Annotated in this window: 11 protein-coding genes; 4 read left to right on the plus strand and 7 right to left on the minus strand. The window is 61.0% G+C overall.

Annotation, left to right across the window (positions count from 1 at the left end; translation table 11 throughout):
- The first annotated feature begins 61 nt into the window (after positions 1-61).
- Positions 62-1,351: a hypothetical protein gene (locus tag GGU46_RS09260; RefSeq protein WP_183403238.1), complete on the plus strand. Its 1,290-nt coding sequence runs from the start codon at positions 62-64 to the stop codon at positions 1,349-1,351.
- A gap of 92 nt (positions 1,352-1,443) precedes the next feature.
- Here GGU46_RS09260 and GGU46_RS09265 read toward each other — a convergent pair whose 3' ends face one another.
- Positions 1,444-3,102: an amidohydrolase gene (locus GGU46_RS09265; protein ID WP_183403239.1), complete on the minus strand. Its 1,659-nt coding sequence runs from the start codon at positions 3,100-3,102 to the stop codon at positions 1,444-1,446.
- A 386-nt stretch (positions 3,103-3,488) separates the two neighbouring features.
- Positions 3,489-4,262 carry an AMP nucleosidase gene (locus GGU46_RS09270; protein ID WP_183403240.1) on the minus strand — a complete coding sequence of 258 codons (774 nt, stop codon included), beginning with the start codon at positions 4,260-4,262 and terminating at the stop codon, positions 3,489-3,491.
- A 187-nt stretch (positions 4,263-4,449) separates the two neighbouring features.
- Here GGU46_RS09270 and GGU46_RS09275 point away from each other — a divergent pair, with 187 nt between their 5' ends.
- Entirely contained in the window at positions 4,450-4,896 is a 447-nt protein-coding gene (locus tag GGU46_RS09275) for a type I restriction enzyme HsdR N-terminal domain-containing protein (protein WP_183403241.1), read from the plus strand.
- 181 nt (positions 4,897-5,077) lie between these two features.
- Here GGU46_RS09275 and GGU46_RS09280 read toward each other — a convergent pair whose 3' ends face one another.
- From GGU46_RS09280 to GGU46_RS09295, 4 genes are all read right to left on the minus strand, one after another.
- A complete protein-coding gene (locus GGU46_RS09280) occupies positions 5,078-6,973 on the minus strand; it encodes an LTA synthase family protein (RefSeq protein WP_183403242.1) in 1,896 nt (631 codons plus the stop codon).
- Positions 6,974-7,232: 259 nt separating this feature from the next.
- A complete protein-coding gene (locus GGU46_RS09285; RefSeq protein WP_183403243.1) occupies positions 7,233-7,829 on the minus strand; it encodes an SMI1/KNR4 family protein in 597 nt (198 codons plus the stop codon).
- Positions 7,830-7,985: 156 nt separating this feature from the next.
- Positions 7,986-9,113, minus strand: a complete 1,128-nt coding sequence (gene ald / locus GGU46_RS09290; RefSeq protein ID WP_183403244.1) for an alanine dehydrogenase — start codon at positions 9,111-9,113, stop codon at positions 7,986-7,988.
- Positions 9,114-9,382: 269 nt separating this feature from the next.
- Positions 9,383-10,156, minus strand: a complete 774-nt coding sequence (locus GGU46_RS09295) for a DUF1573 domain-containing protein (RefSeq protein ID WP_183403245.1) — start codon at positions 10,154-10,156, stop codon at positions 9,383-9,385.
- A gap of 313 nt (positions 10,157-10,469) precedes the next feature.
- On the opposite strand from GGU46_RS09295, the gene GGU46_RS09300 reads away from it, so the two are divergent.
- The gene (locus GGU46_RS09300; protein WP_183403246.1) at positions 10,470-12,893 is read left to right on the plus strand and encodes a thiamine pyrophosphate-dependent enzyme; all 2,424 of its coding nucleotides are present in this window, start codon (positions 10,470-10,472) and stop codon (positions 12,891-12,893) included.
- Between the two features lie 89 nt (positions 12,894-12,982).
- Here GGU46_RS09300 and GGU46_RS09305 read toward each other — a convergent pair whose 3' ends face one another.
- Positions 12,983-13,555 (minus strand): hypothetical protein, encoded by a 573-nt coding sequence (locus GGU46_RS09305; RefSeq protein ID WP_183403247.1) that lies wholly within the window; start codon positions 13,553-13,555, stop codon positions 12,983-12,985.
- A 114-nt stretch (positions 13,556-13,669) separates the two neighbouring features.
- On the opposite strand from GGU46_RS09305, the gene GGU46_RS09310 reads away from it, so the two are divergent.
- A complete protein-coding gene (locus GGU46_RS09310) occupies positions 13,670-14,671 on the plus strand; it encodes an acyl-CoA synthetase family protein (protein ID WP_183403248.1) in 1,002 nt (333 codons plus the stop codon).
- The last annotated feature ends 114 nt before the right edge of the window (positions 14,672-14,785 follow it).

Below are 14,785 nucleotides of genomic sequence, written 5' to 3' on the forward strand. Positions count from 1 at the left end.
TCAGCCTACGCAGGTATGGCAAGAAACCGTAGGAACGCGTGTGAGCGGTGTACTGAACGCCGTGATACGCCAACCCGATGGCAACTATGTACTAGGCGGCGTATTCACGGAAATCAACGGTACGCCGGCCAATAATCTGGCCCGGCTACTACCCGATGGGACTGTGGACGCCGCCTTTACCGCCGCTAGTGGTGCCAACGGGCCGGTATTGGCGCTAGCCCTGCAACCCGACGGGAAAATTGTGGTAGGGGGCTCCTTTTCAGCTTTATCGGGGCAGAAACGCCTGGCAGTAGGCCGCTTACTAGCCACCGGCGCCATTGATAATGCTTTTATGCCCTCCTTGGCCGACCCCGGCAATGCAGGCTCTACGGTGTATAGTCTGGCCGTACAGCCAGATAACCGCATCCTGCTGGGTGGGTATTTCAGTGTCCGGGGCGGCGCCACCAGGCAGCTGCTCGACCGTCTTGACGGCGCTACGGGCCAGCCTGACGCTGACTTTCAGCCGTATCAGCCGGCTAATACGGGTGTTTATTCGCTATTGCTGCTGCCCAGCGGTAAAATAGTGGTAGGGGGAGCTGTAGCATCTTACCAGCAAGGCATCCTACTGACCCAGCTACACCCCAACGGCGCGCCAGATAACAGCTTTACCAGCCTCACTAATAGCTACACCTCAGAAATCAGGGCGCTGGCCGTGGATGAGGCCGGTAACATTTACGCCGCCGGGTCCTATAACAGCGCCGGCACGGGTCATCCTTTTCTGCGGCGCTTGCGGCCCAACGGCACCACCGATGCTTCCTTTGACTACCGCGGCAATCAGCTGAACACCATAAAAGCCTTGCGGATGCAACCCAACGGGCGCCTTCTGGCGGGCGGGCGGCTGCTGGAAAGAATGATGCCCGTGGGGGAACTGGATGCTAGCTTCTTATCGAAGGATGCGCCCCAGGCGGCAAGGAGTCCCCATAACAATCTAGGTATCAATGCCCTGCTGGTGCAGCCTGATGGGGCCATACTGGTAGCCGGCTCCCTGCTGCAGCCTGGCCTGAATTACACCACGGCCCTGGTGCGGCTGCGCGATGCTAACGTTTTGCAGGTGAGCTCATCCACGGCTGAGGCACGCACCAGCGTATGGCCCGTTCCTAGCCGGGAGGTGCTTCATCTGAGTCTCGACGCCTCCAGTGCGCCTCAACGGGTGCAGCTACTTGATGCGCTGGGCCGGCCCGTTCGCACACTGCTACAGCCTACACCGGCGCTGGCCGTGCCCCTGACGGGCCTGGCCCCCGGCGTTTACCACGTGCAAGTGCAGTACGCCAAGGCCGGACCGGTGGTACGGCGCATCGTAATACAAGACTAGGCTAGTGTAAACAAAAGCAGTAGCGCCAGACAGCCTTCGGAAGTGCTGCCTCACGCTACTGCTAGTAAAAGGCTTATTCTTGAACTAGTTTATTACTTGCCGCCAAACACCCGCTCACCGGCAATCCAGGTTTGCTGTACCTTGGCGCCGCGCAGCTTCTCTTTGGGGGCCTGCAACAGGTCAAGGTTGAGGATAACAAAATCGGCAGCCATACCGGGGCGGATGCTACCCTTCTGCTTGTCCTCGAAGGCAGCATGGGCGGCCCAGGTGGTCATGCCGCGCAGGGCATCTTCCCGGCTCAGCGCGTTTTCCATCTGGAAGCCCTGGGCGGGGTAGTTCTTGGCATCCTGCCGGGCTACGGCCGAGTGGAAGCCAAACAGCGGGTTGATATCTTCCACCGGAAAGTCGGAGCCCAGGGCCACCTGCCCGTACTGCTTGCGCAGGTCGTTGAAGGCGTAGGCGGTTTTGAGCCGCTCGGCACCGAGCCGCTCCCCGGCCCAGTACATATCAGAGGTAGCGTGGGTGGGCTGCACCGAGGGTACGATGCCGTACTGCCCGAACTTGGCTACATCCTCGCGGCTCACTACCTGGGCGTGCTCAATGCGCCAGCGCCGGTCTTTCTGGCCCTTCAGCGCCTCGCCGTAAATATCCAGCAAGAGGCGGTTGCTGGAGTCGCCGATGGCGTGCGTGTTCATCTGGAATTTGCTAGCCGCCAGCTCTTTGGCCAGGTTGCGAAAATCAGCTACCGACGACAGCAGAAAGCCCGTTTCCTTGGGCCGGTCGGAGTAGGGGTGAATCAGGCAGGCCCCGCGGGAGCCCAGGGCCCCATCGGCGTACACCTTAAAGGAGCACACCGTGAGGCGGTCCTTGAACACGGGGCCGTGCTTGAGGTAGTGGTCCTTGTTTTCCTTAGTGGGCGCGAGCATGGCGTAGAGGCGCACTTTCAGCTTGCCTTGCTGCTGCAGACCGTCGATGCGGTCCACGTTGGCTTTTTCCAGGCCGGCATCGGCCATGCTGGTGAGGCCCACGGCCACACAACGCTTTTGGGCATCCAGCAGGGCAGCTTCAGCTTCGGCGGCAGTGGGCTCCGGAATCTTACCCGACACCAGACGCACGGCATTATCGACCAGCAAGCCCGTGAGCTTGCCGCTGGCATCCTTCGTGATGGTACCCCCGCTGATGGGCGTGCGGGCCGTAACGCCGGCCAGGTCCAGGGCCTTTTGATTGACGAGGGCGGCGTGCCCATCAACCCGGATAATAAAGACCGGCGTGTTGGGAAACAGGGCGTCCAGCGTGTCCTTCGTCGGAAATTGCTTGTTAGGCCAGTCGTTCTGGTCCCAGCCGCGGCCGGTAAGCCAAGCGGCCTGCGGGTACTGCTGGCGCTGCTGCTGGAGCTTCTGCACTACCTCTTGCCAGGAGCCGGTGCCCACCAAATCCGCGTCGCGCAGGCCCAGGGCGTAGCGGTAGAAGTGGCAGTGCGCATCATAAAAACCAGGGTAGATAAACTGGCCCTGGGCATCCACTTCCTGCTCGGCCTGAAACTTGCCGCGCAGCTCATCGGCCGTGCCTATCCCCACAAACTTGCCATCCTTCACGGCAAAGGCCTGCGCCTTGCTAAAGGCCGAATCGACGGTGTACACGGTGGCGTTGTACACCAGCAGGTCGGCGGCCTGGCGGGAGGTAGTCTGGCAGGCCGTGAAGCCCCCGAGCAACAGGGGCAGCGCCAGCAACGGGCGGAAACGTGGGGTCATATGGATGGGAACGGTTGTGGTGAGGCAGAGTCGGGATTTACTGGCCGCGGGCTGCAAGTTGAGGTAGAAATTCGAATGTTGGATGCGTGCGCTTTTTCGTGGGGGTAGGGAGCGGGGCTTGCCCCCGCCCGCCGTCGTCCGAAATGAAAGCATTCGGTACGCCCGGTGGGCAGAAACCAACTCGGCTCCCTGCCCACCGGGCGCGGCAAAGCAGTAGGGCAACCCCAAAAACTAGAATAACAAAGCGCATACTGGCCCAGCCACCGGGCGGGGACAAGACCCGCTCCCTACCCCCGGCAGCAGGTACAAGTCCCGTTCCGCACATCTCACAAAAAAGCCCCAACACCTGAGGAGGGTTGGGGCTTTTTTGTGGGGTAGTAAAGTGCTTACTCGAAGCGCATGTGCTTCACTGATTCGCCGGAGTTCTTCAGCTCCAGCAGCGACTCAATGCCAATCTGCAGGTGGGCGGTTACGAAGTCGGCGGTTACTTTCTTGTCGCTCTCGGAGGTTTTCACGCCTTCGGGCGTCATAGGGTTGTCCGATACCAGCAGCAGGGCGCCGTGGGGAATTTCGTTGACGAAACCTACGGTGAAGATGGTCGCCGTTTCCATATCCACGGCCATGGCCCGGATCTGGCGCAGATACTCCTTGAAGTTTTCGTCGTGCTCCCACACGCGGCGGTTAGTGGTGTACACGGTGCCGGTCCAGTAGTCCTTCTCGTGCTTCTTGATCATGGACGATACGGCGCGCTGCAGGCGGAAGGAGGGTAGGGCCGGAATCTCGGCGGGCAGGTAATCATCGGAAGTACCCTCGCCGCGGATAGCTGCAATGGGCAGAATCAGGTCGCCGAGCTTGGTTTTGTTTTTCAGGCCCCCGCACTTACCCAGGAACAGCGCCGCTTTCGGCTTAATGGCCGACAGCAAGTCCATTACGGTAGCGGCCATGGGCGAGCCCATGCCGAAGTTGATAATGGTGATGCCGTTGGCCGTAGCCGTTTGCATGGGCTTGTCCAGGCCGCGCACTTCGGCCCCAAACTGCTCGGCGAACATGTGCACGTAGTTAATAAAGTTGGTCAGCAGGATGTACTGGCCAAACTCATCCAGGGGTACGCCGGTGTAGCGCGGCAGCCAGTTCTCAACAATGTCGGCTTTGGTCTTCATAAGCTATGTCAAATATGTGTTGCTTGTGGAAAGGCTGCGCGAGCATCGGCCGCGGCTAGTTGCCGCCACCAGCCACGTACAGCCGGAAAGTTGGGGTACAAAAAAACCGTCGGGACCCAGAAACCTGGGTGCGACGGTACGGGGCGAAAAGCGGGAGTAAGTACCCAGGGCCGTACCTTTGGAGGTGATGCAAGAGTTGAACCTGCCGCCTTTCGAGTACAAAGTTACACAATCCAGCGAAAATTTGCTAATCTGGGATGTTCTGCGCCGCCGCCACGTGGTGCTCACGCCCGAGGAATGGGTGCGCCAGCACGTTGTGCACTACCTCATCAACCACCGCGGCTACCCCAAGGGTTTGCTCAGCCTGGAGCGCGGCCACCGCTACAACCAGCGCCAAAAACGCACCGACTTAGTAGCCCTGGATGGCCACGGCCAGCCGCTCTTGCTGGTGGAATGCAAGGCCCCCTCCGTGCCCATTACCGCCGCCGTAGCCCTGCAGGCTGCTACCTACAACCAGACCATTGGGGCTCCGCTGCTGCTGCTCTCCAACGGGCTCAGCCACTTCTGCTGGCGCGTCAACTTCGAGCAGCGCACCAACGAGCGGCTGCCGGAAGTGCCGAGGTACGGTGAATAAGTGAAGGACTGTCATGGCGAGCGGAGCGACGCCATCCTTCCTCTCTTTTGTGACCAGCCTGATAACCTGACAAGCCCTTACCTCCGTGCTGGAAGTAAGGGCTTGTCACATGTTGGGGGGTAGCACCTTGGTCAGGACGGATGGCTTCGTCCTGCGTCCTCGCCATGACACATTTACTCCTTCACTGCTTATACAAGCTGTTGTCGGCCAGGCCGTTCAGGAAAAATTGCACGCAGGCTTTTAGCTCGTCGCCGTACTGCTGCAGCTTCTCGGGGTTGGGGTTGGTCAGGGGGGTAGGGGGAAGCTGGTGGTTGGCGTAAGGGTAGAGGCGCACCTGGTTGTCTGCCGTTAGCTCGGTTACAAAGTCGGAATGCACCAGAAAGTAGCTGCCGCCGCTCAGGAACAGGGCCCGGCCGGTAGTGGCGGTGTCGAACACGGAGTAGCCGAAAGACAGCAGCCGGCCCTGCGCGGGCACACCCAGGTAGTCGAGAATAGTGGCCGGCACATCGGCCTGCTGGGTGATGCGCTCCGGATTAGCGGCCGGCAGCGGCCGGCCGGGGTGAAAGAGCAGCAGGGGGGTTTTGTAGGAGCCCAGCGTGTTTTGGTAGTCGGGCCGCAGGGTTTGGGAAGTGTGGTCGGCGAGCAGAATGAACAGGGTATTGCGGTACCAGGGCTGCCGGGCGGCCGTCTGAAAAAACCGGCGCAGGGCAAAATCAGTGTACCGAATGGAGGCATGAATGGGCAGCTGACCGGGCGCAAACCGGCTCTTGTACTGTTCCGGCACCGGGAACGGCTCGTGCGAGGTGAGCGTGAACACCGTGGAGAAAAACGGCTGCCTCTGCTGGCTCAGCTGCCGGGCGAAGTACTGCAGGTAGGGCTCATCGAAAATCCCCCAGTGCCCGTCATAATCGGGACTTTGCATGCCTTTGGGGTACTCCTGCAGGCCGTAGTACTGCTGCATACCCGTGATGCCGGCAAAGGTATTGAAGCCCATAGTGCCGTTCTGGGCCCCGTGAAACACGGAAGTAGCGTAGCCCTGGCGGCCAAGTAATTCGCCCAGGCCGTGCAGCTCATCAGTCTGAAAATTGGAGGTGATAAAAGGGCTTTCCATCAGGGAAGGCAGCCCGGCCAGCACCGCCGGCAAGGCCTCAATGGAGCGGCGGCCGTTGGCGTAATGGTGCCGGAACAGCAGCCCCTGAGTGGCCAGCGAATCGAAGAAAGGCGTGTAGCCCTGCCCCCCGTTTTCAATGCCATTGTACTCCGAGGCGAAGCTTTCCACCAGCAACACCACCACGTTGTCGCGCGGGGCGTTGGGGCGCACCGCGGGCTGATGCACCGCCAGCGCGGCCTGCAGGGTTTCGGGGGAGGCGAAGTAGCTGCGCCGCTCCGGGGGCTGGTAGCCCAGGCTTTTCAGGAAAGTAAACGTGCTGTTGAGCGTCACGTGGCCCAGGATGGGCGGGCTCTGGATGAAGGCGTGGCCGGTGCGCAACGGCTTGAGCTGCAGCCCACCCCGGATGCCGAGCACCGTCAGGCCGGCCACCAATACAAATTCCAGTCCGGGCCGCAGCCAGCGCCGCGGTCCTATTCCCATAACCGCGGCGGAGGCTGCGCGGTGCGGCATGGGGTAGGCATACCACAGCAACCCGAACAGCACCCCGAACGGAATCAGCAGAAACCAGTAGTGGCCCACCAACTGCCCGGCCTGGCGCTGAATGTCGCCGGTAATGGTAAACAACTCGTTGCTGGTGCGCCGACCAATAAACTTAAAGTACTGAGTGTCAATCAGGTTCAGGGCAATGCCGGTGGCATTCAGCGTCAGGTACACGCCCCGCACCAGCTTCTGCCACGAGCGGCCCACGGAAGGCACCACCGACAGCAGCACGAACGGCAGATTCAGCAGCAGCAGCCCCGCCACATCAAACCGCAACCCATACACAAAGGCCCACGCTACCTGCCCAGCCGCTGCCTCCTGAAACACAGCGTAATTGGCCCAGTAAAAGCCCAGCCGCAGCAAGGCATAACTACCGAGCAGCAGCGCAAACCGCCGCAGAAGCAGGCGCAGAAACAAAGAAGGCATAGAAAAGACGAGCTACACTAGCGGCCGAGGAACGCACTAGCTCTACGGCAACGCAAAAGCGCCGAAGTTATGTGGTTAAAGTTGTGTGCACCTGCTTCCGTCGGTCCGGTGCCGAAAGCATCCGACCGGTTACCGGCTGCGCCGCTAGAACCGCAGCTGCCTACCCACTTCCTCCGCCCAAACTCCGTTGGGCAGGCGTCAGCAACGTCAACCGGTCCGATGCCAAAGGCGTCGGACCGGGTAGTGGCAGCTGGAACGCTCAGAGCGGCTTGAGGCGCACCGACTGGCCATCGGGCAGGTTTTTGATTTGCTGATAGAAGTCTGCCAGCCAGGCCAGCCGGGCGGCGGCCGGTACAGCGGTAGCCGTGGGCTTGCTGCTCGCCGTGGCAATGCACACCGGCGGAATCAGGCTCAGCAGCTGCCCCGGCTGCAGCATGCCGCCGCGCTGCTGAAACGCGCGCAACGGCTCCATGCCCAGCGCATCGAGCGGAAATTTCTCGGCCCCGAACAGGAAGTGCTTGAAGTCAACCTCTAAGTCGGCCAGCTCGCCGGTTTCGGTGTCCAGGAACAGCACGGCATCGCCGCGCAGCAGAAACTGGTTGCCCGCGCAGTCCTGGGCAAACGGAACGTCGGTTTCCTGCACTTCGTCGTAGGTGCGCCAGAAGGCCCGCTCGCTCTGCCAGGCTTCGGTGAGGGAGTGCCAGGCCGGCTCCTGCACGCAGCCCCGGATGTGGAGTCCGCCGAAGTAAGCAACTACCCCGTTCTGCTCCCGCAGGAAGCTTTGCAGGTAGGAAGGCAGGCGGGCAAAGCTCACCAAGTCGGTCAGCTCGCCGCCCGTATATAGAATGCCTCTCATGGACAATTGGTAATCAACAATTAGTAATTAGCAATGAAAAATTGGCTGTTGGCTGGTGTATACCAGAAGGCAGCCAGGTAAAGAAAAATTGAGCGTTCCGGTAGCATTTACGCCGCCAGAACGCCCAATTTTCAATTCCTGATTATCAGTTGCTACTTAAGCAACGGCTACTTCCATCACCGAATCCACCGTTTCCAGGGGCAGGCCCCAGGCTTCGGCTACGCCTTTGTACACCACTTTGCCGTTCACCACGTTCAGGCCGAGGCGCAGGGCCTCGTCGCGGCGGCAGGCCTCCTGCCAACCCAGGTTCGCCAGCTTCACGGCGTAGGGCAGGGTAGCGTTAGTCAGGGCCAGGGTAGAAGTGTAGGGCACAGCACCCGGCATGTTGGCCACGCAGTAGTGCACGATGTCGTCGATGATGAAGGTGGGGTCTTCGTGGGTGGTGGGCTTGCAGGTTTCAATGCAGCCACCCTGGTCCACGGCCACGTCGACGAGCACGGTACCGGGCTTCATAGTCTTGAGCATTTCGCGGGTGATGAGGTGGGGAGCCTTCGCGCCCGGAATCAGCACGGCACCCACAATCAGGTCGGCAGTCTTAATGGCTTCGCGGATGTTGTACTCGTTGCTGTACTGGGTCACCACGTTCTTGGGCATGATGTCGTCCAGCTCGCGCAAACGGTTCAGGCTGATGTCCATGATGGTTACGCGGGCACCCAGACCAGCGGCAATTTTAGCCGCCTGCGTTCCCACGATACCGCCGCCCAGCACCAGTACCTCGGCGGGCTTCACGCCGGGTACGCCGCCCAGCAGAATACCGCGGCCTTTCAGGGGCTTCTCCAGGTACTTGGCGCCTTCCTGCGGAGCCATGCGGCCGGCTACCTCGCTCATCGGGATAAGCAGGGGGAGGGCGCGCGAGGGCAGTTCCACGGTTTCATAGGCCAGGCACACGGCCTTGCGCTCAATCATGGCGTGGGTCAGCTCTTCGCTCGAAGCAAAGTGGAAGTAGGTGAACAGCAGCTGGTTTTCCTTGATGAGGGGGTATTCCTGCGCAATCGGCTCCTTCACCTTCACAATCATTTCGGCCTTGGCGTACACGTCTTCAATCGAAGGCAGAATGGTAGCACCGGCTTGCTCATATTCGGCGTCGGAGAAGCCACTGCCGTTGCCGGCGGTAGCCTGCACGAACACCTCGTGGCCATGCTTGCGGAATTCAGCTACGCCAGCGGGGGTCAGGCCCACGCGGTTTTCGTTGTTCTTAATTTCTTTCGGTACGCCGATAATCATGGCTCGAAGCAAGAGTGAAAGTGGGTGGATGGGTGTTGCCGGGAAAAGGCGGGGCAAAGATACGGTGTAATTGTCATTGCGAGGCGGTAGCCGAAGCAATCCTTCCCGGCCAAAGTGCCTACCCCTTGAAATGCGACAAACCCTTACCTCCAGCTCGGAAGTAAGGGTTTGCTGCTTTATTCTTTATCAGGATGGTCGTACCGGGGCTACCATAACCACCAACTGACCTTTTACCTGTCACAATTCACCTCTTCCCTTAAAAGTCAAAACTACTTAAACGGAACCGACGCGCCGCTTTCCTTGACCATGCTGCCGGCGTTCAGGTCCTGCACTACCTGGGCTTTCAGAGTCAGCTTGGTGTCGCCGGTCACGTCGTTGCTGGTGATGGTGACGGTTTCGGCTTGGGCACCTAGTTTGCGCTGATTGTACACCAGCTCCACTACGGCGCTTTGGCCGGGCTTGATGGGCGCGGGAGCATTTTTGTAACCCACGCAGTAGCACTGCGAGGTAATAGCGCCCAGCACCAGGTCCTGCTTGCCCGTGTTTTTTACCGTGAAGCGCGCTACCAACGACTGACCGGCTTCCATTTTGCCGAAATCGTGGGTGGTACGGTCCACCGTCAGGCGGGCCGATTGCGCGATTTGCGCCGGAGTCAGGGTGGCCTTCATCTGGTCTTTGTTCAGCACATTGCCTTTGATGGTGAGCACCGTGCTGGGGGTAGCGGCGTTGCTGGTTACCGTCACGGTTTTATTGAAGATGCCGGGGCGGCCGGCGCTGCTGTACACGGCCTTCACGATGCCGGTTTTGCCGGGCAACACAGGGGTTTTCGTCCAGTCGGGGGTAGTGCAGCCGCAGCTGGCCTGCACGTTGGCGATGATGACGGGCTGGTTGCCCACGTTCCGGAAGCGGAACTCGTGGGTGGCCATGGTACCCTCCGGCACGTTGCCGAAATCGTGCAGCTCCTGCTCGAACTTGAGTACGCCCTGAGCTTGTGCTGCCACGGCTGCCAGCAGGGCAATCAGAAAGAAGAATACGTGTTTCATGACAGTAGAGTAGGAGGGTGTGAGGGTAGGAGGGTATGGGGGTGGGAGTGTGGGGGTGTGCGGGTAGGAGGTCGTGAGGTAAACCTGGGCAGCGCGTGTCCTGACGCGTAGCTTCGCCACCCACTACCTTTTTCACCTCCTACCCCCACACCCTCCTACCCTCTCTCTACCCGCATACCCTACCCAAAGATAGCCAGAAAAACGCCTGTCACCGCATCAGCCGTAAATCCGTACTTTTGGGGGCCTGCTTTCCGGGCGGCAGCTTCCCACCACCACCAGCGCCCGGCTCCTAACTCCACCCGCCTTTCTATTTATGTCCACTGCCGAAACCGCCGCCGACGTGCCAACCAGCGTCGCCTCCCTCAGCAAAGAAGACCTGCTCCGCGACTACCGCCTGGGCTGGGAGAGCCGCCAGGCCTCCCTGGCCGGCCGCAAGGAAGTATTCATGGGTAAAGCCAAGTTCGGCATCTTCGGCGACGGCAAGGAAGTGCCCCAGCTGGCCATGGCCCGCGCGTTCCGGGCCGGCGACTGGCGCTCGGGCTACTACCGCGACCAGACGTTTATGCTGGCCATCGGCGAGCTGACCCTGCAGCAGTACTTCGCCCAGCTCTATGCCCACCCCGATGTAGAAGCCGAGCCCTCCACGGCCGGCCGCGCCATGAACGGCCACTTCGGTACCCGTCACCTCGATGAGGACGGCAACTTCCGGAACCTGGCCCAGAGCAAGAATTCCTCGGCCGATATTTCGCCCACCGGCGGCCAGATGCCCCGCCTCGTGGGCCTGGCCTACGCCTCCAAGCTCTACCGCCAGAACCCCGAGCTGCACCAGTTTTCGCAGTTTTCGGTGAACGGCAACGAGGTGGCGTTCGGCACTATTGGCAATGCCAGCACCTCGGAGGGGATGTTCTTCGAGGCCATTAATGCCGCCGGCGTACTCCAGATTCCTATGCTCGTCAGCGTCTGGGACGACCACTACGGCATTTCGGTGCCCGCCGAGTATCAGACCACCAAGCAGAATATCAGTGAAATTCTGAAAGGCTTCCAGCGCGAAGGCGAGGGCCAGGAAGGCTTCGAGATTTTCCGGGTGAAGGGCTGGGACTACCCCGGCCTGGTGGACACCTACCAGCGCGCCGCCGAGGTGTGCCGCACCCAGCACGTGCCCGTACTTATTCACGTACAGGAAGTTACCCAGCCCCAGGGCCACAGCACCAGCGGCTCGCACGAGCGGTACAAAAGCAAAACCCGCCTTTCCTGGGAAGAAGAGCACGACTGCCTGCGCAAACTGCGCGAGTGGCTGTTGCAGGAAGGCCACGCCTCCGAGCAGGAGCTCGACCAGATTGAAAACGAGGCCAAGGAAACCGTAAAAGTGGCCCGCACGGCCGCCTGGAACGAGTTCTTCAACCCCATCAAGCAGGAGCGCGACGAGGTAGTGCCACTGCTCAACAAGCTGGTGGCCGAAACCGGCCGCGAAAACAGCCTGCACGAGCTGGTAGAAACCCTGGAGCACAACTCGGCCCCCATCCGCGCCGATTTGGTGCGCACTGTGCGCCGCGCCCTGCGCCAGGTACGCGGCCAGCGTAGCGCCGCCCGCCGCGACCTGCAGAACTGGTTGGAGCAGGCCCTGGCCGAAAATGCCGACCGCTACAACTCCTACCTCTTCAGCCAAAGCGAAGAGGCCGTAGGCAACATCGAAGAAGTGCCCGCCAAGTTCGACGCCAACGCGCCCCAGGTAGATGCCCGCGAGGTGCTGCAGGCCTGCTTCGATGCCAATTTCCAGCGCGACCCGCGCATCTTCGCCATTGGCGAGGATGTGGGCCGCATCGGCGACGTAAACCAGGCCTTTGCCGGTCTGCAGGAAAAGTTTGGCGAGCTGCGCGTGACGGATACCGGTATCCGGGAGTGCACCATTGTGGGGCAGGGCATTGGCGCGGCTATGCGCGGCCTGCGACCCATCACCGAAATCCAGTACCTCGACTACCTGCTCTACGCCATCCAGATTCTCTCCGATGACGTGGCCCCGCTGCAGTACCGTACCAAAGGCGGCCAGAAGTCCCCGCTGATTGTGCGCACCCGCGGGCACCGGCTGGAAGGCATCTGGCACTCAGGCTCACCCATTCAAATGATTCTGGGCTCCATCCGGGGTATGCACCTGTGCGTGCCGCGCAACATGACCCAGGCCGCCGGCTTCTACAACACCTTGCTGCGCAGTGATGAGCCGGCCATTGTGATTGAGTGCCTGAACGGCTACCGCCTCAAGGAGCGCATCCCCAGCAACGTGGGCGAGTTCACCCTACCCCTCGGCCGGCCCGAAACCCTTAAGAAAGGCGAGGACCTGACGATTGTCACTTATGGCTCCATGTGCCGCATTGTGCAGGATGCCGCCAAGCAACTCGAAGAGGTAGGCATCAACGTGGAAATCATCGACGTACAGACCCTGCTGCCCTTCGACGTGGACCACGTCATTGCCGACTCCCTGCAGCGCACCAACCGCGTGTTGTTCGCCGACGAGGACGTGCCCGGGGGCGCTACCGCCTACATGCTGCAGCAGGTGCTGGATGAGCAGCAGGCCTACCGCTTCCTCGACTCGCAGCCGCGCTGCCTCTCAGCCCAGGCTCACCGCCCGCCCTACGGCTCCGACGGCGACTATTTCAGCAAGCCCAACGCCGAGGACGTATTCGACGCCGTGTACGAAATCATGCAGGAAGCCGACCCCAAGCGCTTCCCGGCTATCTACTAGGGAGCAAAAAACCAGCCGGCTCCGGCCCCTACCCTCCGTACGGGGAGTAGGCGCCGGAGCCGGCTGCTAAACGGGCCGCAACCCCGCGCTTAGCGGGTGGCAATGGGGTCGGTGATGATTTCGTTGCTTTCGTGCAGGGCCCGGTCCACGATCCGGACCTTGAAGCGCACCATAATCTGGGCCGGCAAATCGGGCTTGATAACCCGCAGCGTGCCTTGGGTAATGGTCAGGCCGAAGGTGAGGTCGCCGCGCAGGGGCGTTTTGCGGCTGCCCTGAGCCTCGGGCGAGAGGCGGGGGTAGCGGCTGTTGTAGTCCAGGGTACCCAGCGGCAGGTCCACGTAGTTGCCGCTGCTTTCCTGCACCTGCATGGTCATGAAGTAGTTGTTGTAGTATTTATTGAGCTTGCCGCTCTGGTCTAGCCGGCTGTAGGGGAAGCCCGTGTCGCTGTCATCGAGGCCCAGGTCCCCGTCGCCGTCTTTGAAGGAAATGGTCACCGATACGGTATCGTAGGACCCGGTTTGTTTTACAATCCGGGCTGTTTCTATCTTTTTAAAGGAAATTTCCGGCGTGTCAGGGTAGTCGGGCGGGCTGACGCAGGAGGCAATTCCGAGTCCGAAACAGACCACCAGGGCCACATAGCAGAGCGTACGAAGTATGAGCATAAGGGGGAAAAGAACGAGGTGGAAAAGCAGACCTGGTGGGGGAAGGTACAACATCTAAACGAACGAAGTAACGCCCGCATTGTTCTATCCTTTCGCTAACCCCGCACCCGCTGAATGAGTTTCCGCACCGATTACCTCCACCAGCTTCCCTTCCTGACGGCGGCCACCGCCGAAGCGGCCGCCCTGCGCTTATTCCGGTATCAAGCTACCCATTGTTTGCCCTACCAGGAGTATCTGGCCGCGTTGGGCCGCCGGCCCAGCGAGGTGCAGAGCTTCGAGCAGATCCCCTTCCTACCTATTGAATTCTTCAAAACCCACGAGGTGCGCACCGACGGAGCCGAGTGGGAGCCGCAGGAAGTATTTCTGAGCAGCGGCACTACCCAGCAGCAGCGCAGCCACCACTACGTCCGCGACCCGCAGCTGTACCGCCGGCACGCGGCCCGCATCTTCGAGCACTACTACGGACCGCTGACGGGCTGGACGGTGCTGGCTTTGCTACCCTCGTACCTGGAGCAAGGCCAGTCGTCGTTGGTAGCCATGGTCGATTATTTCGCCCAGGTTTCGGGGCAGAAGCAGCCAGCCTTTTTCCTGCACGACCACGCCGCGCTGCTCTCGGCCCTGCGCGAGGCCAAGCAGGATACCAGCCGCCGCGTACTGCTGATTGGGGTGAGCTATGCCCTGCTGGATCTGGCCGCGGCCTACGCCGGCGACCCGGCCCTGCACGGCCTCACGGTGCTGGAAACCGGTGGGATGAAGGGCCGCCGCCGCGAAATGATTCGGGAGGAGCTGCACGCCGAGCTGCAACAGGCTTTCGGCCCGGCCGGCATTCACTCTGAGTACGGCATGACGGAGCTGCTGGGCCAGGCCTACAGCTTCGGCGACGGTCGCTTCCACGCTCCGCCGCAGCTGCAAGTGCTCCTGCGCGACCCCTCGGACCCATTCTCGGTGTCGGCCACCAGGGCCAGCGGCGCCATCAACGTCATCGACCTGGCCAACGTGGACTCCTGCGCCTTCATCGAAACCAAGGACCTGGCCCGCCTGCACCCCGATGGCTCGTTTGAAGTGCTCGGCCGCCTGGATAATTCCGATATCAGAGGGTGCAACCAGATGGTGTAGAGTCTGATTAGGAGCGTCATGGCGAGCGGAGCGACGCCATCCTTCCTGACGAACGTGCTACCCCTTAAAACGTGACAAGCCCTTACCTCCGGCACGGAAGTAAGGGCTTGTCAC

It is taken from the genome of Hymenobacter latericoloratus (assembly GCF_014199535.1).
Taxonomy (GTDB): Bacteria; Bacteroidota; Bacteroidia; order Cytophagales; family Hymenobacteraceae; genus Hymenobacter; species Hymenobacter latericoloratus.

Coding starts and splice junctions, on each gene's coding strand:
- GGU46_RS09265 (WP_183403239.1), bottom strand. CDS start 3,102: ATGACCCCACGTTTCCGCCCGTTGCTGGCGCTGCCCCTGTTGCTCGGG.
- GGU46_RS09270 (WP_183403240.1), bottom strand. CDS start 4,262: ATGAAGACCAAAGCCGACATTGTTGAGAACTGGCTGCCGCGCTACACC.
- GGU46_RS09275 (WP_183403241.1), top strand. CDS start 4,450: ATGCAAGAGTTGAACCTGCCGCCTTTCGAGTACAAAGTTACACAATCC.
- GGU46_RS09280 (WP_183403242.1), bottom strand. CDS start 6,973: ATGCCTTCTTTGTTTCTGCGCCTGCTTCTGCGGCGGTTTGCGCTGCTG.
- GGU46_RS09285 (WP_183403243.1), bottom strand. CDS start 7,829: ATGAGAGGCATTCTATATACGGGCGGCGAGCTGACCGACTTGGTGAGC.
- ald (WP_183403244.1), bottom strand. CDS start 9,113: ATGATTATCGGCGTACCGAAAGAAATTAAGAACAACGAAAACCGCGTG.
- GGU46_RS09295 (WP_183403245.1), bottom strand. CDS start 10,156: ATGAAACACGTATTCTTCTTTCTGATTGCCCTGCTGGCAGCCGTGGCA.
- GGU46_RS09300 (WP_183403246.1), top strand. CDS start 10,470: ATGTCCACTGCCGAAACCGCCGCCGACGTGCCAACCAGCGTCGCCTCC.
- GGU46_RS09305 (WP_183403247.1), bottom strand. CDS start 13,555: ATGCTCATACTTCGTACGCTCTGCTATGTGGCCCTGGTGGTCTGTTTC.
- GGU46_RS09310 (WP_183403248.1), top strand. CDS start 13,670: ATGAGTTTCCGCACCGATTACCTCCACCAGCTTCCCTTCCTGACGGCG.